Below are 16804 nucleotides of genomic sequence, written 5' to 3' on the forward strand. Positions count from 1 at the left end.
CAGCGCGGGCACGACGGCAGAACCCCAGGCCGCCGCACCCACCAGCCTCACCCCACGCCGAGCAGCACCGCAAACAAAACGGCCCCGGCCACCGCAGGCCCGGCGATCTCGTACGCCCAGCGCACGCTGACCTCGCCCTGCGCCGTCTCGGCCTTCTCCCGGGACTCCAGCAGCTCCCGCAGCTCGTCCATGATCTGGTCGGACTGCGCCCGCACCGGCCCGTCCGGCACGGCCCCACCGCCGAAACCGCCCCCGAAACCGCCGCGGCCCCGGCCACCCGACGGCTCCCCCGCCCGCCGGGCCTCCCGCCGCGCCGCCTTCTTCCGGGCCCGCAGAGACACCGGTATCGCCCACAGCTGGTACTTCGCCCCCGACTTGGCGACCACCTCGTTCGAATACCCGGACCGCAGCGAGGCGACCTCGCCCCACGGCAGCACGATCACCCGGAACGGGTTGCGGATCCGCAGCCGGTCCTCGTCCGCGGAGACCGCGGGCCGCAGGGTGAAAGCGACGACGAGCGGCACCACCACCAACAACAACGCCAGCGCCAGCCACGGCGTACGCCCGTCGCCGGCGACGATCGCGTCGATGCCGAGCCACCCGGCGAGGCCGAGCAGCAGCACACCGCCGGCGATACCCGCGGGCGACCGGTAGATCCGATCCTTGGACTCGGTGGAGGTCATGGCCCCGATTCTGCCCGACGCCACCGACAACGCTCATCCGTGGTCCCAAGCCCCCGATCGAGCACCGATCAGCGGCGAGGGGTGTACAGCCGCTACGCGCGTAGATATGCTCGTCTGGTGACCATGCCCACCACTGCACCTGCCGCACACGCTCTCAGTGACGTCACCGCGTCCGACAGCACGCTGCGCCGTTTCCTCCACGGGCTGCCCGGCGTCGACGCGGTCGGCCTGGAGGCGCGCGCCGCGTCTCTCGGCACCCGTTCCATCAAGACGACCGCCAAGGCGTACGCCATCGACCTGGCCATCTCCATGGTCGACCTGACGACGCTGGAAGGCGCGGACACCCCGGGCAAGGTCCGGGCGCTCGGCGCCAAGGCGGTCCACCCGGACCCGACCGACCGCACGACCCCCGCGACCGCGGCCGTCTGCGTCTATCCCGACATGGTGGCCGCCGCGAAGGAGGCCGTCGCCGGCTCCCCGGTGAAGGTCGCCTCGGTCGCCACCGCCTTCCCGGCGGGCCGCGCCCCGATCGCCATCAAGCTGGCGGACGTGCGCGAGGCGGTCGCCGCGGGCGCCGACGAGATCGACATGGTCATCGACCGCGGGGCGTTCCTCGCGGGGCACTACCTGAAGGTGTACGACGAGATCGTCGCCGTGAAGGAGGCCTGCGGGGCTGCCCGCCTGAAGGTCATCTTCGAGACCGGCGAGCTGTCGACGTACGACAACATCCGCCGCGCCAGCTGGCTCGGCATGCTGGCGGGCGCGGACTTCATCAAGACGTCCACGGGCAAGGTCGCGGTGAACGCCACCCCCGCCAACACGCTCCTGATGCTGGAGGCGGTCCGGGACTTCCGCGCCCAGACCGGCGTCCAGGTCGGCGTGAAGCCGGCCGGCGGCATCCGCACCACCAAGGACGCCATCAAGTTCCTGGTCCTGGTCAACGAGACCGTCGGCGAGGACTGGCTGGACAACCACTGGTTCCGGTTCGGCGCCTCCTCGCTCCTGAACGACCTGCTGATGCAGCGTCAGAAGCTCGCCACCGGCCGCTACTCCGGCCCCGACTACGTGACGGTGGACTGATCACCATGGCATCGGCATTCGCATACGCACCGGCCCCCGAGTCCCGCTCGGTCGTCGACATCGCGCCCTCGTACGGCCTGTTCATCGACGGCGAGTTCACCGAGGCGGCCGACGGCAAGGTCTTCAAGACGATCAGCCCGTCGACCGAGGAGGTCCTCTCCGAGGTCGCCCAGGCCGACGAGGCGGACATCGACCGCGCGGTCAAGGCGGCCCGCAGGGCCTTCGAGAAGTGGTCGGCCCTGCCCGGCTCGGAGCGCGCCAAGTACCTCTTCCGCATCGCCCGCATCATCCAGGAACGCAGCCGTGAGCTGGCGGTCCTCGAAACCCTGGACAACGGCAAGCCCATCAAGGAGACGCGCGACGCCGACCTCCCCCTGGTCGCGGCGCACTTCTTCTACTACGCGGGCTGGGCGGACAAGCTCGACCACGCGGGCTTCGGCCCGAACCCGCGCCCGCTCGGCGTGGCAGGCCAGGTCATCCCCTGGAACTTCCCCCTCCTCATGCTGGCGTGGAAGATCGCCCCGGCGCTGGCGACCGGCAACACGGTCGTCCTCAAGCCCGCCGAGACGACCCCGCTCTCCGCCCTGTTCTTCGCGGACATCTGCCGCCAGGCGGGCCTGCCGAAGGGCGTCGTCAACATCGTGACCGGTGACGGCCGCACCGGCGCCGCGCTGGTCGCCCACCCGGACGTGAACAAGGTGGCCTTCACCGGCTCCACCGCGGTCGGCAAGGAGATCGCCCGCACGGTCGCGGGCACCCGCAAGAAGCTCACCCTGGAGCTGGGCGGCAAGGGCGCCAACATCGTCTTCGACGACGCCCCGATCGACCAGGCCGTCGAGGGCATCGTGAACGGCATCTTCTTCAACCAGGGCCAGGTCTGCTGCGCGGGCAGCCGCCTGCTGGTGCAGGAGTCGATCCAGGAGGAGCTCCTGGACTCCCTCAAGCGCCGCCTCTCCACCCTCCGCCTCGGCGACCCGCTCGACAAGAACACGGACATCGGCGCGATCAACTCCGCCGAGCAGCTGGCCCGGATCACCGCGCTCGCCGACCAGGGCGAGGCGGAGGGCGCCGAGCGCTGGTCGCCGTCCTGCGAGCTGCCGGAGAGCGGCTACTGGTTCGCCCCGACGCTGTTCACGAACGTCACCCAGGCCCACACCATCGCCCGAGACGAGATCTTCGGCCCGGTCCTTTCCGTCCTCACCTTCCGCACCCCGGACGAGGCGGTCGCCAAGGCCAACAACACCCAGTACGGCCTGTCGGCGGGCATCTGGACGGAGAAGGGCTCCCGCATCCTGGCCGTCGCGAACAAGCTCCGCGCGGGCGTGATCTGGTCCAACACGTTCAACAAGTTCGACCCGACCTCGCCGTTCGGCGGTTACAAGGAGTCGGGCTTCGGCCGCGAGGGCGGCCGCCACGGCCTGGAGGCGTACCTCGATGTCTGAGAAGACGGAAAAGACCGAACAGCGACTTTCGGTCCTCAAGACCTACAAGCTGTACGTGGGCGGGAAGTTCCCGCGTTCCGAGAGCGGCCGGGTGTACGAGGTGACGGACTCGAAGGGCAACTGGCTGGCCAACGCGCCGCAGTCGAGCCGTAAGGACGCCCGGGACGCGGTCGTCGCGGCCCGCAAGGCGTTCGGCGCCTGGTCCGGCGCGACGGCGTACAACCGGGGCCAGGTCCTCTACCGCGTCGCGGAGATGCTGGAGGGCCGCAAGGACCAGTTCACGCGCGAGGTCGCGGACGCGGAGGGCCTGTCGAAGTCGAAGGCCGCCCTCCAGGTGGACGCGACGATCGACCGCTGGGTCTGGTACGCGGGCTGGACCGACAAGATCGCCCAGGTGGTGGGCGGCGGCAACCCGGTCGCGGGGCCGTTCTTCAACCTGTCCTCCCCCGAGCCGACCGGCGTGGTGGCCGTGCTGGCCCCGCAGGAGTCGTCCTTCCTGGGCCTGGTCTCGGTGGTCGCCCCGGTGATCGCCACGGGCAACACGGCGGTCGTGATCGCGTCGGAGAAGTCCCCGCTGCCCGCCCTGTCCCTGGGCGAGGTCCTGGCCACGTCCGACGTCCCCGGCGGCGTGGTCAACGTCCTGTCCGGGCGTACGGCGGAGATCGCGGCACCGCTGGCCGCGCACCAGGACGTCAACGCGATCGACCTCGCGGGCGCCGACGACGTCCTGGCGAAGGAGCTGGAGATCGCGGCGGCGGACAACCTCAAGCGCGTCCTGCGTCCACAGCCTGTGGACGAGGTCGACTGGTTCGCCACACCGGGCATCGACCGCATGACGGCCTTCCTGGAGACCAAGACGGTCTGGCACCCGACGGGTTCGCTGGGCGCGTCCGGCTCGTCGTACTGACGCGGGAGCCTCACAGCCCAGAGGGCCGCGCCTCCCCTCCGTCCAGGGGAGCCGCGGCCCTCTGTTCCGTACGCGGGTTCAGCCCGCCTGGACGCCGCCCAGCAGCCGCGTCGCCTCCCCCAGCACCGGCACGCTCCCGAGAGACTGCGCCTGGGCGACCGGCTGGGTCAGCATCTGGGAGGTCAGCGGCTGGAAGTCGGCGAGCTGGGTGCCGACGCCGTTGTCGAGCGGGTCGACGCCGGTGCCGGCGAGCGGGTTGGGCTTGAGGCCCGCGACCGGGCCGGCGACGTAGCCAACCGTGCCGGTCAGCGCCTGGAGTCCGGCATGCGGGTCGATATTGCCGAGCGAGGTCGGCCGCGTGTGCAGCACACCGGCGACCGTCTCGGTGTCCGCGGAGGCCGTCCCCGCGCCGGCTCCCAGCGCCACGCCCGCGGTCGCGAGGGCGACCAGGGCACGGCGGCCGGTCGGAGTCTTGGAGGAGTCGTGTCGGACCATCGCTGCCGCCACCTTCTACTGCTCAGGGTAATCGATGAGACACGAAGCGTAGTTGAGATGTGACGCGCGCTTCAAAGCCGACCCGCGGGGTCGTACGCGGGCCGCTGGATGCCTCACACTGGTGTCCCGTGAGTTCCCATCCGCCCATACCGACCCGAGTCGTGCTGCTCTGCGGCCCTTCCGGCTCCGGCAAGTCCCTCCTCGCGGCCCGCTCCGGCCTCCCGGTGCTGCGGCTCGACGACTTCTACAAGGAGGGCACCGACCCCACGCTGCCGCTGGTGGCGGGGAGCTCCGACATCGACTGGGACCACCCCGGCTCGTGGGACGCGGACGCCGCGGTCGCGGCGATCGTGGACCTGTGCCGCACGGGCCGTACGCAGGTGCCCGTCTACGACATCGGGCTCAGCGCCCGCACCGGCGAGGACGCGATCGACATCGGGCGGACCCCGCTGTTCATCGCGGAGGGCATCTTCGCCGCCGAGATCGTCGCCCGCTGCCGGGAGCTGGGCGTGCTGGCCGACGCGCTCTGTCTGAGCCGCGGCGCGGTGACGACGTTCCGCCGGCGTTTCCTGCGGGACCTCAAGGAGGGCCGCAAGTCGGTGCCGTTCCTGCTGCGCCGCGGCTGGCGGCTGATGCGCGACGAGCGGTCCATCGTGGCCCGTCAGACGGCGCTGGGCGCCCACGCCTGCGACAAGGACGAGGCGATGGGCCGGCTGGCCGCCGCGGCGGCCGGGCGGTGCGCGACGGCCCGTACGGCGGCGTAACACCGGATCCGCCCCTCGCACAGCAGAACGGGACTGGACGGACCCCCCGGCCCTCCAGCCCCGCTCCTGTGCTCCCCCGTGGATCCCCCCGAGGGTCCCCCGTGATCCCCCGTGGTTCCCCTCCCGTTGTTGCTCCCCCGTGTCCCCCCGGACCTTCAGGCGACGAGCTCCCCGAAGGCGTCCTCCTCGTCACGGCCGAAGCTGAGGACCTCGTCCTCGCGCAGCCGGCGCAGCGAGCGCCAGATGCTGGACTTCACCGTGCCGACACTGATGTCGAGGATCTCCGCGATCTCCGGGTCCGTGCGGCCCTCGTAGTAGCGCAGGACCAGCATGGTGCGCTGGAGCTCGGGCAGCCGGGCCAGCGCCTGCCACAGGACCGCGCGCAGCTCGGTGCCGCGCATCGCGTCCGTGTCGCCGGGCGTCTCCGGCAGTTCCTCGGTCGGGTACTCGTTGAGCTTGCGGCGCCGCCAGGCGCTGATGTGCAGGTTGGTCATGGTGCGGCGGAGGTATCCGCCGACCGCGGCCTTGTCGCTGATCCGGTCCCACGCCCGGTACGTCGAGAACAGCGCGCTCTGCAGCAGGTCCTCGGCCTCGAAGCGATCGCCGGTGAGGTGGTAGGCGGTGGCGTACAGGGAGGCGCGGCGTTCCTGGACGTAGGCCGTAAACGCCGCTTCGGCATCCACAGTCTCCGACAGCGAGCGGCGCTCCCCCGATTCCTCCCTGTACGCGGTTCCCCCGTGCGTCTCCCCCGTGTAACCGTCAACCACCGTCATGTAGGCGGTGTGCTGACGCCCGGCGCCGCGAGCGCACCCCCGCCCGCTCACGGCACCGGACTTCTCGGAACCCCGGTGGGTGTTCACGTCGTGCAGACGCGTGATCACTGCGCTGGTGCTGGTGCCGTGCAGCGTGTTCATCTCGCGCCCCCCGTCGTGGACTTCCGGTGTTCTGTCTTGCTTCCGTGCTTGTGTCGAAAAGCTTGCCCGGGCGACTTCATGGCCGTGTCCGCCGACTGTCACAGAGCTGTCACAGGGCTCCGCCGGAGAGTGGCACGGCCCCGCGGCCGCCCGAGTGTCGAATCCGGCACTGCCATGGGCCAGAATGAGCCCGTGCCTTCCCTGTTGCTGATCGAGGACGACGACGCCATCCGTACGGCCCTGGAGCTCTCACTGACGCGCCAGGGACACCGCGTGGCGACCGCTGCCAGCGGTGAGGACGGTCTGAAGCTGCTGCGCGAGCAGCGGCCGGATCTGATCGTGCTGGACGTGATGCTGCCCGGCATCGACGGGTTCGAGGTGTGCCGGCGCATCCGGCGCACGGACCAGTTGCCGATCATTCTGCTGACCGCGCGCAGCGATGACATCGATGTGGTGGTGGGCCTGGAGTCCGGCGCCGACGACTACGTGGTGAAACCGGTGCAGGGCAGGGTGCTCGACGCCCGGATCCGGGCGGTGCTGCGGCGCGGGGAGCGGGAGTCGAACGACTCGGCGACCTTCGGCAGCCTGGTGATCGACCGTGCCGCGATGACGGTGACGAAGAACGGGGAGGATCTTCAGCTCACGCCGACCGAGCTGAGGCTGCTCCTGGAGCTGAGCCGCCGCCCCGGTCAGGCGCTGTCCCGCCAGCAGCTGCTGCGGCTGGTGTGGGAACACGACTACCTCGGTGACTCGCGGCTGGTGGACGCGTGCGTCCAGCGGCTGCGCGCGAAGGTCGAGGACGTCCCGTCGTCCCCGACGCTGATCCGTACCGTCCGTGGGGTGGGCTACCGACTGGATCCGCCTCAGTGACACACAGGCAACGAGGTTTCCGCGGCTGGGCCGCGGCGCGCAAGGGAGTTCTGTCCGGGCTGCGCTTCACGAGTCTGCGGCTGCGGCTGGTGGTGGTGTTCGGCCTGGTGGCGCTGACGGCCGCGGTGTCGGCGTCGGCGATCGCGTACTGGCTCAACCGGGAGGCGGTGCTCACCCGGACCCAGGACGCGGTGCTGCGGGACTTCGAGCAGGAGATGCAGAACCGCGCGGGGGCGCTGCCCGAGCATCCGGGGCAGGACGAGCTGCAGCACACCGCGGGCCAGATGGCGGCGGGCGGCCAGCAGTTCACCGTGCTGCTCGTCGCCGAGGACCAGGACGGCCGGACGGTGTACGGCAGTTCGGGCGGGCTGAACGGCTTCTCGATCGAGGACGTGCCCGTCTCGCTGCGCGAGGCGGTGAACAAGAGGCAGCCGCTGACCTCGAACAACAAGTCGCCGTACCACCTGTACTGGCAGCGGACCGTCGATGACGGCACCCCGTATCTGGTGGCCGGCACCCGGGTGATCGGCGGGGGGCCGACCGGGTACATGCTCAAGTCGCTGGAGCCGGAGGCCAAGGACCTCAACTCGCTGGCCTGGTCGCTGGGGATCGCCACCGGCCTGGCGCTGATCGGCTCGGCGCTGCTGGCGCAGGCCGCCGCCACGACCGTGCTGAAGCCGGTGCACCGGCTCGGGGTCGCCGCCCGGCGGCTCGGCGAGGGCAAGCTGGACACCCGGCTCAGGGTGTCGGGGACCGACGAACTGGCCGATCTGTCGCGGACGTTCAACAACGCGGCCGAGGCGCTGGAGAAGCGGGTCGCCGACATGGCGGCGCGGGACGAGGCGTCCCGGCGGTTCGTCGCGGACATGAGCCATGAGCTGCGCACGCCGCTGACCGCGATCACCGCCGTGACGGAGGTGCTGGAGGAGGAGCTGGACTCCGAGAGCGGTGGCCTCGACCCGATGATCGAGCCCGCCGTACGGCTGGTGGTCAGCGAGACGCGGCGGCTGAACGACCTGGTCGAGAACCTGATGGAGGTCACCCGGTTCGACGCGGGCACCGCCCGCCTCGTCCTCGACGACGTCGACATCGCCGACCAGATCACCGCCTGTATCGACGCCCGCGCCTGGCTGGACGCGGTGGAGCTGGACGCCGAGCGCGGCATCCACGCCCGCCTCGACCCGCGCCGCCTGGACGTGATCCTCGCCAACCTGATCGGCAACGCGCTCAAGCACGGCGGGTCGCCGGTGCGGGTGTCGGTCCGGGAGGCGGACGACGCGGTCGTGATCGCCGTCCGCGACCACGGGCCCGGCATCCCCGAGGACGTGCTGCCGCATGTCTTCGACCGGTTCTACAAGGCCAGCGCGTCCCGGCCGCGCTCCGACGGCAGCGGTCTCGGCCTGTCCATCGCGCTGGAGAACGCGCACATCCACGGCGGTGAGATCACCGCCGCCAACTCCCCGGAGGGCGGCGCGGTGTTCACGCTGCGGCTGCCGAAGGACGCCTCGGAGGCCGCCCGGCGGGACGCCGAGGAGAAGGCGGGCGAGCAGAACGGGGAGGGTTCCTGATGAACGTACGCCGGCTGCTGTCGGTTCCCCTGCTCGCGGGCGTGCTCGGCGGGCTGCTCACCGGGTGCGGGATCCGGCCCACCGAGGTGCCGACCGACTTCGGCCCCGCGCCCTCGCGCGCGCACTGCTCGCTCACCGCGCCGGACGTGACCACGCAGACCTCGCGCGGGATGCCGGTCCAGGTGTTCCTGCTGTGCGGGTCGTCGCTGGTGACCGTCGACCGGACGGTCAGGGTCGCGGAGGGCGCGACGGACGCCGAGCGGCGGGTGCTGGTGGCGCAGGGGCTGCTGGACGAACTGTCCGGGCGGCCGTCGCCGGCCGAGACGGAGGCCGGGTACAAGACGGAGGTGCCCGGCGGTACGACGGTCGCCGGGCCGCGCCCCGGCGACCCCGAGGACACGCTCCGGCTCAGCACGCCGCCGTCCTCCCTCCCCGGCTCCGCCCTGGCCCAGATCGTCTGTACGTTCTCCGACTCGGCGGCGGCCGAGGGCGACGGCTCGGTGATCCTGGGCGGCCCGGACGACCAGGCGCCCCGCCGCTACGAGTGCACGGACGAGGTCCGCGCCCACCCGGGAGCGGTGAAGCCTCCGTCGTCGGGCGTCTCGGGCGACTGACGCCCGCCCGCGCGGGGGTGTGGCGGACGCCTCACCCGTACGCGCGGCGGCAACCCGGAACCGATCCTGCCGCAGGCCGCGTCTAGGGGGGCGTGCAGCGTCAAGGCTCCAGGGGCGGCAGCGCCGCGATCCGCATCCGGGTGACGGGGGGTGTCCTCCTCGTCGCGCACCTCGCGTTCGTCGCCTGGCTGACGCTGCGTCCGCTGGACGTGCCCTGGGTGATGCCCGCCAATCTGCGTCCGCTGGACGGCATCCGTGCCGATCTGGCGCTGGGCTGGCAGGAGGCGGCCCGGGAGATCGGGCAAGGGCTGGCGCTGCTGGCGCCGCTCGGGGTACTGCTGCCGATGGCGGGCGGGCGGCTGTGTGTCTCGCCGCTGGTCTCCTTCGTCCGGACGACCGCCGCCGGGGTGCTGATCTCGCTGGCCATCGAGCTGTTGCAGAGCGGGGTGCCGGGGCGGGTGGTGGACGTCGACTCGCTGCTGCTGAACACCGCCGGGGTGGCCCTCGCGCATCTCCTGGTCGTCCCGGCCGGGCGGGTGTGGCTGCGCCGCCGGACGGAGCACCGGCCGAAGGCCCCTCAGGAGGAGCCGTCTCAGGGTCGGACCCCGACGATTCCCAGGGTCGGGATCGCCCCGTGGAGCGACGCTTTGCCCCCTTCGTCTCCGTAACGTGGAGGGCAGATGAGGCGGCCGGCCGGGCCGCCCCGCCCGAAGCTCACGCGAGCTGAGAAGGAGTCGCCATGTCCCGCCTTGCCCGCCCCACCAGTGGCCGGATGATCGGCGGAGTGTGCGCAGCGCTGGCACGGCGCTTCGGCATCTCCGCGACGACGATGCGGGTGATCTTCCTGGTCTCCTGCCTGCTGCCGGGGCCGCAGTTCCTGCTCTACCTGGCGCTGTGGATCCTGCTGCCGTCGGAGGACAAGGCGCCGAGCGCGGCCTGGTGACCTTCCGGCACACGCGCCGATGGGGCGCGCCCCTGGTCCGGGGTGCGCCCCATCGGGCGGTGGTCAGCCCGCGGCGGTCAGCCCAGCGGGACGCCGTTCACCGGCAGGCCGTGCGTGGGCAGGCCCTGCACCGGCAGACCGCCGAGCAGGTGGGCGGCCGGTCCGGTCGGGCCCTCGGCGAGCACCTGCTCGGCGGCGGGCTGCGCGGCCCTCAGGCCCGCCACCAGCGCGGTCTCCCCCTGGGCCACCGCCTCGCTCGCGCCCGGCATCGTCTGGTTGAGGTTCTCCGCCGGGAGGGTGCGGTTCACGGTGTCCAGGACCTGGCCGGTGGTGTCCGCGAGGTCCGGGGCGGCGTTCGCGGCACCCGCACCGGCGGCGGCGAAGGCGGCGCCGAGGGCGGCGACGCCGAGGGTCTTGGCAGCAGACTGCTTCATAGTGAATTGCGTCCTTGACTGATACTCGAAATGGGATGACGGTGGGATGGGAGAGGCGTCCAAGAACGTAAACACGCCGGACCGTCCGCCGCAAACATCGAAATGCGGACGGATGGTGAACACTCCTTCACGACCCCGGTCCGCCGGCCATCCCGACTCAGCCCTCAGGAGGTGTAAAACCCCTGGTGGAGGCGGTCTGCTGAAACAGCCATTCGGATTTCAGCTCGGCATATCCGGGTTTGATGACGTCATTGATCATGGCCAGTCGTTCATCGAAAGGAATGAACGCTGATTTCATCGCATTGACGGAGAACCACTGCATGTCGTCGAGCGTGTAACCGAATGCCTCGACAAGGTGCTCGAATTCCCGGCTCATACTTGTTCCCGACATCAGCCGGTTGTCGGTGTTGACCGTGACCCGGAAGTGGAGGCGGCGCAGCAGGCCGATGGGGTGCTCGGAGTACGAGCGGGCGGCGCCGGTCTGCAGATTGGAGCTGGGGCACAGCTCCAGCGGGATGCGCTTGTCGCGGACGTAGGAGGCGAGCCGGCCGAGGCGGACGGTGCCGTCGTCGGCGACCTCGATGTCGTCGACGATCCGCACCCCGTGCCCGAGCCGGTCGGCGCCGCACCACTGCAGGGCCTGCCAGATGGACGGCAGCCCGAAGGCTTCACCGGCGTGGATGGTGAAGTGGTTGTTCTCCCGCTTCAGGAACTCGAAGGCGTCGAGGTGCCGGGTGGGCGGGTGTCCGGCCTCGGCGCCCGCGATGTCGAAGCCGACGACGCCCTGGTCGCGGTAGCGGTTGGCCAGCTCGGCGATCTCCAGGGAGCGGGCGGCGTGCCGCATGGCGGTGAGCAGCGCGCCGACGCGGATGCGGTGCCCGGCCTCCCGGGCCCGCCGCTCGCCCTGTCTGAAGCCGTCGTTGACGGCCTCGACGACCTCTTCCAGGGTGAGCCCGCCGTCGAGGTGCTGTTCGGGGGCGTAGCGGACCTCGGCGTAGACGACTCCGTCCTCGGCGAGGTCCTCGACGCACTCGGCGGCGACCCGGACCAGCGCGTCGCGGGTCTGCATGACGCCGACGGTGTGCGAGAAGGTCTCCAGATACCGCTCCAGGGATCCGGAGTCGGCGGCCTCGCGGAACCAGAGGCCGAGCTTGTCGGGGTCGGACTGGGGAAGATGGGTGTAGCCCGTCTGGCGGGCCAGGTCGACGATCGTGCCCGGGCGCAGGCCGCCGTCGAGGTGGTCATGGAGCAGAACCTTGGGCGCCCGGCGGATCTGGTCCGAGCTCGGGGTGGTCCCCATCCGGTCAGTCTGGCTCGTCATTTTCGCACCATAACGCCTACGCGCGTAGAGCACGTTCTGTACACCGCCGTCGATATGTAACGGTGACCGCACGGACGGATGGCGTACACCGCGTCTTCTGACACTGTTCTGTCATGGCACAGCAAGCGACGGCGGTTCGCAGGGCCCGGCTGGGGCGGGCGTTCGGTCCGGAGCCGACGGCGGTGAGCGGTGTGGTACTGCTGCTCCCCGGCGGCGAGGAGACCTCCGACCGCAGGCCGTCCCCCCTCCTGGCGGCCGCGTCCGTACGGGCGTTGGGGCGACGGCTGACGCGGGCGGGCGGCGCGGACGGTCTCGCCGTCCATGTCGTGCACTACCGCTACCGCGGCTGGAACGGCGGCGAGGCACGGCTCGCGAGCGACGCGACGTGGGCCGCGGACGAGATCGTACGGCGGTACGGGGACGTGCCCGTCTGCCTCGCCGGGGTCGACATGGGCGGGCGGGCGGCGCTGCACGCGGGCGGGCACGAGGCCGTCAACTCGGTGGTGGCGATCGCCCCCTGGCTGCCGGAGGAGGACGTCGCGGCGCCACCCGAACCGGTGAAGCAGCTGGCGGGGCGGCGGGTGCTGATCGTGCACGGCACCAATGACGAGCGGACCGATCCAGAGTTGTCGTTCCGGCTGGCGGCGCGGGCGAAGAAGGTGAACCGGGAGGTGTGCCGGTTCGAAGTGCACTCCGACCGGCATCGGTTGCGGCAGCACCGCGAGGAAGTCTGGTCGCTCGTCGAGGACTTCGTGATGGGGGCGATGTTCGGGCGGCCGCTGTCGCGGCCGGTGGAGGACGCGCTTGCGGCTCCGCCGCCCCTGGGGTTGCGGATGCCGTTGGCTTCCGGGTTCGGGAAGTCGTTGCGGCGGTAGCGCCGTTGGGGTGCGTGTCCGTCGCCGGGTGCGGGTCGTATGTGGCTGGTCGCGCAGTTCCCCGCGCCCCTAAGGGAGGACAGCGGCCCTCAGTTCAAGAGGTTGCCCTTTCTTGAGAGGAGGAACTTCTTGAAGGCCGCGACCGGGGGTGTGTCCACCCCACCCGCCATCCAGGCCACGCCGATCTCTCGTACGGCCCTCGGGGCCGTGACCGTCAGTTCCGCGACTCCGGGGCGGGGGACGGCGGGTGGGGGCAGGAGGGCTACGCCCAGGCCCGCGGCCACCAGGCCCCTCAGGGTCTCGGCCTCCTCTCCCTCGAAGGCGACCTTCGGGCGGAAGCCCGCCTCCTCGCAGAGCGCGTCCGTGATGCGGCGCAGGCCGTAACCCGGCTCCAGGGTGACGAAGGACTCGTCGGCGGCCTCGGCGAGGCGGATGCGTTTGCGGGTGGCCAGGCGGTGGTCGGCGGGGACGACCAGGCGGAGCTTCTGTTCGTCCAGGCGGCGGGCGACCAGGTCGGGGGCGTCGGGGACGGGGGAGGTCAGGCAGAGGTCGAGTTCGCCGGCGCGCATGCGTTCGATCATGGCCTCGCCGTAGTTCTGGACGAGGGTGAAGCGGACGCGCGGGTGGTCGGCGCGGAAGGCGCGGATGAGGCCGGGGACGGTCTCCGTGCCCATGGTGTGCAGGAAGCCGAAGGCGACCTTGCCGGTGGTCGGGTCGGCGTCGGCGCGGACCTCCTCGGCGGCGCGCTCGATCTCCGCGAGGGCGCGTTCGACGGAGGTGAGGAAGGTGCGGCCGGCGGGGGTGAGGGCGACGGTCCGGCCGCGGCGGGCGAACAGTTCGACGCCCAGGTCCGCTTCGAGGCGGACCATCGCCCGGGAGAGCGTCGACTGCGGGACGTTCATCTCCTGGGCGGCGCGGGTGACGTGCTCGGTGCGGGCGACGCCCGCGAAGTACGCGAGACGGGGAGCAAGCGTCATCGCCATGTCTTCTGTGTCACCGGACTGTGACAGGTGGGGCTGTGACCTCTGTTGATGCAGCATGGGAACGATTATGGCGAATCCATGCATTGGACGGATGAGTGTCGGGGTCCGTACGTTCGAGGCATGTCTCCCGCCAGTACCGGGGCGTCCACCACCGTGGGCGCCGTACCGACCGTTTCCGCCTCCGACGTCTCCACCACCGACTCGCGCATGGCCCCGGGCGGGCCCGGCTACCGCCGGATGAGCCTCGCCCTCTTCCTCGCGGGCGTCGCGACCTTCGCGCTGCTCTACTCCACGCAGGCCCTGCTGCCGCTGATCTCGGGTGACTTCGGGGTGACGGCGAGCGAGGCCAGCTGGACCGTGGCGGCCTCCACCGGCGGGCTGGCCCTGTTCGTCATCCCGATGAGCGCGCTGTCCGAGCGGTTCGGACGGCGTACGGTCATGACGGCGTCCCTCGCGGTGGCGGTGACCGTCGCGCTGCTGGTGCCCTTCGCGCCCTCGCTGACCGCGCTGGTCGTGCTGCGGGCGGTGCAGGGCGCGGCGCTGGCCGGGGTGCCGGCGTCGGCGACGGCGTATCTGGCGGAGGAGGTCAGGCCCAAGGCGCTGATCACCGCGATCGGCCTGTTCGTCGCGGGCAACAGCGTCGGCGGGATGAGCGGCCGGGTCATCACCGGCTGGGTGGCGCAGGAATGGGGCTGGCGGGTCGCGCTGGGCGTGCTCGGACTGGTCGCGGTGGGCTGCGCGGTCGCCTTCCGGCTGCTGCTGCCGGCGCCGAGGCACTTCACGCCGGGCTCGCTGCGGCCGCGGGTGCTCGCCCGTACGGTCCGCGGCCACCTCGCCAACCCGCTGCTGCGCCGGCTGTACGCGATCGGCGCGCTGTTCATGACCGTCTTCGGCGGGGTCTACACGGTGATCGGCTACCGCCTGACGGACGCGCCGTTCTCGCTCCCGCAGGGCGTCGTCGGCTCGGTCTTCCTGGTGTACCTGGTCGGCACAGTGTCCGCGTCGGCGGCGGGGCGGCTGGTCGGCCGGCTGGGCCGCCGGGGCGCGCTCTACCTGGGCGGCGGCACCACCACAGCGGGGCTGCTGCTGTCGCTGGCGGAATCGCTGCCGCTGGTGCTGCTGGGCCTGGTGCTCATCACGGCGGGCTTCTTCGCCGGGCATGCGGTGGCCTCCTCGGCGGTCAGCAAGACGGCGACCCACGGGCGGGCGCAGGCCGCGGCGCTGTACCAGTCGGCGTACTACGTCGGCTCCAGCGTGGGCAGCACGGCGGGCGCCGTGGCCTTCCACGCGGGCGGCTGGGCCGGGACGGTCGGGGTCGGGCTGCTGGCGGTGGCCGGGGTCGTCGGCATCACGGTGCTCGGGACGCTGGCGGCGGCGCGGGGCCGGTCCCGGACGGTCACGCCGCGGACCGCCTGAGCGTCGACCCTGAGCGCGCGCTCGTCCACGTCCCTCATCTGCGGGTTCTCCCACTCCGGGGGCCATTGTCAGTGGGCTGCGGTAGCTTCCGAAGTGCTGGGGCGCACAAGCGCGGCACGGGACGGCCACAGGGGTGGGTGGACGATGGGCAACACCACGGCGACGGCGGACCTCGACGTCGAACTGGAGAAATACCGGGTCGAACTGACCGGCTACTGCTACCGCATGCTCGGCTCCTCCTTCGAGGCCGAGGACGCGGTGCAGGACACCATGGTCCGCGCCTGGCGGAGCTACGAGAAGTTCGAAGGCCGCTCCAGCCTCCGCTCCTGGCTCTACCGGATCGCGACCAACGTCTGCCTGGACATGCTGACGGCCGGCAACAAGCGGGCGCGGCCGATGGACCTCTCCGAGGCGACTCCGCTCGCCCAGGCGGCCCTCGCCCCCCGCCCGGACCACACCTGGCTGGAGCCGATGCCGGACTCCCGGGTGCTGCCGACCACCGACGACCCGGCGGAGGCCGCGGTCGCCAAGGAGTCGGTGCGGCTGGCCTTCATGGCGGCGCTGCAGCAGCTGCCGGCCAAGCAGCGGGCGGTGCTGATCCTGCGGGAGGTGCTGGCCTGGAAGGCGAGCGAGGTCGCCGAACTGCTCGACACCTCGGTCGCCTCCGTCAACAGCGCCCTCCAGCGGGCCCGCGCGACCCTCGCCGAGCGGGCCGACTCGGGCGCCGAGGCGGCGGTGTCCGACCCGCTGGACGAGGAGCAGCAGAAGCTCCTGGAGCGCTATGTGGCGGCCTTCGAGGGGTACGACATGACGGCGCTGACGGCGTTGCTGCACGAGGACGCCATCATGACGATGCCGCCGTTCGACCTGTGGCTGCGCGGCCCGGCCGACATCACCGGCTTCATGACCACCCTCGGCTCCGCGTGCGCGGGCTCGAAGCTGCGGCCCGTCGAGGTCAACGGCCTGCCCGGCTTCGCGCACTACAAGCCGGATCCGGAGGCCGGCGGCTTCGCCCCGTGGGCGGTGCAGGTGCTGGAGATCTCAGACGGCCGGATCACCGGGTTCCACTGCTTCCTGGACACCAAGCGGTGGTTCCCGCTGTTCGGGCTGCCCCTCCACCTCGAAGCGGAGACCGACCAGGTCGAGAAGGGCGTGTAGCGCGGGGTCGGGGTCCCGCAGCCGGATCCGCCCCCCGGCGCGCCGGGCCGCCAGCTGAAGCCGCGCGAGCAGATCGACGACGGCGAGCCCCGGTGGCCCGAGCGCACCGACGTCACACACCACGACGGACGCCCCGCCGCCCTCCAGCAGCACACGCACGTCCTCGCACAGCCCCCTCACCTCGTCCCGGGTGACGGGGCCGGCCAGCACGAGTTCCGCGGGTGTCATGGCGTCCACGTGCGGTAGACCGGGCGGACCGGCGGAACTCATCGCGAGGCCGAGGTCACCGGCGTCACATTGACCGGGACGGGGCCTGTGATGAGGGTTGCTTGCATGC

The 16804-nt window shown here is 71.7% G+C and carries 19 protein-coding genes; 12 read left to right on the forward strand and 7 right to left on the reverse strand.

What is annotated here, in order from left to right; genetic code table 11:
• Nucleotides 1-47: 47 nt before the first annotated feature.
• Nucleotides 48-683: a PH domain-containing protein gene (locus ACZ42A_RS08245; RefSeq protein WP_468526373.1), complete on the reverse strand. Its 636-nt coding sequence runs from the start codon at nucleotides 681-683 to the stop codon at nucleotides 48-50.
• Nucleotides 684-806: 123 nt separating this feature from the next.
• Between ACZ42A_RS08245 and deoC the strand changes: the two genes are divergently transcribed.
• Genes deoC through ACZ42A_RS08260 form a run of 3 tightly spaced genes read left to right on the forward strand, consistent with a single transcriptional unit; the run spans nucleotide 807 to nucleotide 4112 of the window.
• Nucleotides 807-1763, forward strand: coding sequence for a deoxyribose-phosphate aldolase (gene deoC, locus ACZ42A_RS08250; protein WP_468526764.1), 957 nt, complete (start codon nucleotides 807-809; stop codon nucleotides 1761-1763).
• A 5-nt stretch (nucleotides 1764-1768) separates the two neighbouring features.
• Complete coding sequence (locus tag ACZ42A_RS08255) at nucleotides 1769-3205, forward strand: aldehyde dehydrogenase family protein (RefSeq protein ID WP_468526374.1); 1437 nt, start codon at nucleotides 1769-1771, stop codon at nucleotides 3203-3205.
• Entirely contained in the window at nucleotides 3198-4112 is a 915-nt protein-coding gene (locus ACZ42A_RS08260) for an aldehyde dehydrogenase family protein (protein WP_468526375.1), read from the forward strand. Before ACZ42A_RS08255 ends, ACZ42A_RS08260 begins: the two co-directional genes overlap by 8 nt.
• A 78-nt stretch (nucleotides 4113-4190) precedes the next feature.
• Here the strand turns inward: ACZ42A_RS08260 and ACZ42A_RS08265 are convergent, their stop codons facing one another.
• On the reverse strand, nucleotides 4191-4607 hold the full coding sequence (locus tag ACZ42A_RS08265; RefSeq protein WP_468526376.1) for a hypothetical protein: 417 nt from the start codon (nucleotides 4605-4607) through the stop codon (nucleotides 4191-4193).
• Nucleotides 4608-4666: 59 nt separating this feature from the next.
• Between ACZ42A_RS08265 and ACZ42A_RS08270 the strand changes: the two genes are divergently transcribed.
• Nucleotides 4667-5371, forward strand: coding sequence for a uridine kinase (locus tag ACZ42A_RS08270; RefSeq protein WP_468526377.1), 705 nt, complete (start codon nucleotides 4667-4669; stop codon nucleotides 5369-5371).
• Between the two features lie 155 nt (nucleotides 5372-5526).
• Here the strand turns inward: ACZ42A_RS08270 and ACZ42A_RS08275 are convergent, their stop codons facing one another.
• A complete protein-coding gene (locus ACZ42A_RS08275) occupies nucleotides 5527-6285 on the reverse strand; it encodes a SigE family RNA polymerase sigma factor (RefSeq protein ID WP_468526378.1) in 759 nt (252 codons plus the stop codon).
• Between the two features lie 192 nt (nucleotides 6286-6477).
• Between ACZ42A_RS08275 and afsQ1 the strand changes: the two genes are divergently transcribed.
• The 5 genes from afsQ1 (at nucleotide 6478) to ACZ42A_RS08300 (ending at nucleotide 10280) form a co-directional block, all read left to right on the forward strand.
• A complete protein-coding gene (afsQ1, locus tag ACZ42A_RS08280) occupies nucleotides 6478-7155 on the forward strand; it encodes a two-component system response regulator AfsQ1 (protein ID WP_166001883.1) in 678 nt (225 codons plus the stop codon).
• Nucleotides 7152-8723 carry an ATP-binding protein gene (locus tag ACZ42A_RS08285; protein ID WP_468526379.1) on the forward strand — a complete coding sequence of 524 codons (1572 nt, stop codon included), beginning with the start codon at nucleotides 7152-7154 and terminating at the stop codon, nucleotides 8721-8723. Before afsQ1 ends, ACZ42A_RS08285 begins: the two co-directional genes overlap by 4 nt.
• Nucleotides 8723-9337, forward strand: coding sequence for a hypothetical protein (locus ACZ42A_RS08290; RefSeq protein WP_468526380.1), 615 nt, complete (start codon nucleotides 8723-8725; stop codon nucleotides 9335-9337). Before ACZ42A_RS08285 ends, ACZ42A_RS08290 begins: the two co-directional genes overlap by 1 nt.
• Before the next feature lie 92 nt (nucleotides 9338-9429).
• Nucleotides 9430-10005, forward strand: a complete 576-nt coding sequence (locus ACZ42A_RS08295) for a VanZ family protein (protein ID WP_468526381.1) — start codon at nucleotides 9430-9432, stop codon at nucleotides 10003-10005.
• Nucleotides 10006-10076: 71 nt separating this feature from the next.
• On the forward strand, nucleotides 10077-10280 hold the full coding sequence (locus ACZ42A_RS08300; protein WP_468526382.1) for a PspC domain-containing protein: 204 nt from the start codon (nucleotides 10077-10079) through the stop codon (nucleotides 10278-10280).
• Between the two features lie 77 nt (nucleotides 10281-10357).
• On the opposite strand, the gene ACZ42A_RS08305 is transcribed toward ACZ42A_RS08300, so the two are convergent.
• Complete coding sequence (locus ACZ42A_RS08305) at nucleotides 10358-10714, reverse strand: ATP-binding protein (RefSeq protein ID WP_468526383.1); 357 nt, start codon at nucleotides 10712-10714, stop codon at nucleotides 10358-10360.
• A gap of 157 nt (nucleotides 10715-10871) precedes the next feature.
• The gene (locus tag ACZ42A_RS08310) at nucleotides 10872-12035 is read right to left on the reverse strand and encodes an adenosine deaminase (RefSeq protein ID WP_468526384.1); all 1164 of its coding nucleotides are present in this window, start codon (nucleotides 12033-12035) and stop codon (nucleotides 10872-10874) included.
• 113 nt (nucleotides 12036-12148) lie between these two features.
• Here ACZ42A_RS08310 and ACZ42A_RS08315 point away from each other — a divergent pair, with 113 nt between their 5' ends.
• A complete protein-coding gene (locus ACZ42A_RS08315; RefSeq protein WP_468526385.1) occupies nucleotides 12149-12910 on the forward strand; it encodes an alpha/beta hydrolase in 762 nt (253 codons plus the stop codon).
• An 89-nt stretch (nucleotides 12911-12999) separates the two neighbouring features.
• Here the strand turns inward: ACZ42A_RS08315 and ACZ42A_RS08320 are convergent, their stop codons facing one another.
• Complete coding sequence (locus ACZ42A_RS08320) at nucleotides 13000-13950, reverse strand: LysR family transcriptional regulator (protein ID WP_468526386.1); 951 nt, start codon at nucleotides 13948-13950, stop codon at nucleotides 13000-13002.
• Nucleotides 13951-14013: 63 nt separating this feature from the next.
• Between ACZ42A_RS08320 and ACZ42A_RS08325 the strand changes: the two genes are divergently transcribed.
• Both ACZ42A_RS08325 and ACZ42A_RS08330 read left to right on the forward strand, forming a co-directional pair.
• Nucleotides 14014-15309, forward strand: coding sequence for an MFS transporter (locus ACZ42A_RS08325; RefSeq protein ID WP_468526387.1), 1296 nt, complete (start codon nucleotides 14014-14016; stop codon nucleotides 15307-15309).
• 144 nt (nucleotides 15310-15453) lie between these two features.
• On the forward strand, nucleotides 15454-16467 hold the full coding sequence (locus tag ACZ42A_RS08330; RefSeq protein WP_468526388.1) for a sigma-70 family RNA polymerase sigma factor: 1014 nt from the start codon (nucleotides 15454-15456) through the stop codon (nucleotides 16465-16467).
• Here the strand turns inward: ACZ42A_RS08330 and ACZ42A_RS08335 are convergent.
• Nucleotides 16351-16737 (reverse strand): STAS domain-containing protein, encoded by a 387-nt coding sequence (locus ACZ42A_RS08335; protein WP_468526389.1) that lies wholly within the window; start codon nucleotides 16735-16737, stop codon nucleotides 16351-16353. The two genes, ACZ42A_RS08330 and ACZ42A_RS08335, sit on opposite strands and share 117 nt — an antisense overlap.
• Between the last annotated feature and the right edge of the window lie 67 nt (nucleotides 16738-16804).

Source organism: Streptomyces sp. NPDC030838 (genome assembly GCF_055572035.1).

Coding starts and splice junctions, on each gene's coding strand:
- ACZ42A_RS08245 (WP_468526373.1), bottom strand. CDS start 683: ATGACCTCCACCGAGTCCAAGGATCGGATCTACCGGTCGCCCGCGGGT.
- deoC (WP_468526764.1), top strand. CDS start 807: ATGCCCACCACTGCACCTGCCGCACACGCTCTCAGTGACGTCACCGCG.
- ACZ42A_RS08255 (WP_468526374.1), top strand. CDS start 1,769: ATGGCATCGGCATTCGCATACGCACCGGCCCCCGAGTCCCGCTCGGTC.
- ACZ42A_RS08260 (WP_468526375.1), top strand. CDS start 3,198: ATGTCTGAGAAGACGGAAAAGACCGAACAGCGACTTTCGGTCCTCAAG.
- ACZ42A_RS08265 (WP_468526376.1), bottom strand. CDS start 4,607: ATGGTCCGACACGACTCCTCCAAGACTCCGACCGGCCGCCGTGCCCTG.
- ACZ42A_RS08275 (WP_468526378.1), bottom strand. CDS start 6,285: ATGAACACGCTGCACGGCACCAGCACCAGCGCAGTGATCACGCGTCTG.
- ACZ42A_RS08290 (WP_468526380.1), top strand. CDS start 8,723: ATGAACGTACGCCGGCTGCTGTCGGTTCCCCTGCTCGCGGGCGTGCTC.
- ACZ42A_RS08300 (WP_468526382.1), top strand. CDS start 10,077: ATGTCCCGCCTTGCCCGCCCCACCAGTGGCCGGATGATCGGCGGAGTG.
- ACZ42A_RS08305 (WP_468526383.1), bottom strand. CDS start 10,714: ATGAAGCAGTCTGCTGCCAAGACCCTCGGCGTCGCCGCCCTCGGCGCC.
- ACZ42A_RS08310 (WP_468526384.1), bottom strand. CDS start 12,035: ATGACGAGCCAGACTGACCGGATGGGGACCACCCCGAGCTCGGACCAG.
- ACZ42A_RS08315 (WP_468526385.1), top strand. CDS start 12,149: ATGGCACAGCAAGCGACGGCGGTTCGCAGGGCCCGGCTGGGGCGGGCG.
- ACZ42A_RS08320 (WP_468526386.1), bottom strand. CDS start 13,950: ATGCTGCATCAACAGAGGTCACAGCCCCACCTGTCACAGTCCGGTGAC.
- ACZ42A_RS08325 (WP_468526387.1), top strand. CDS start 14,014: ATGTCTCCCGCCAGTACCGGGGCGTCCACCACCGTGGGCGCCGTACCG.
- ACZ42A_RS08330 (WP_468526388.1), top strand. CDS start 15,454: ATGGGCAACACCACGGCGACGGCGGACCTCGACGTCGAACTGGAGAAA.
- ACZ42A_RS08335 (WP_468526389.1), bottom strand. CDS start 16,737: ATGAGTTCCGCCGGTCCGCCCGGTCTACCGCACGTGGACGCCATGACA.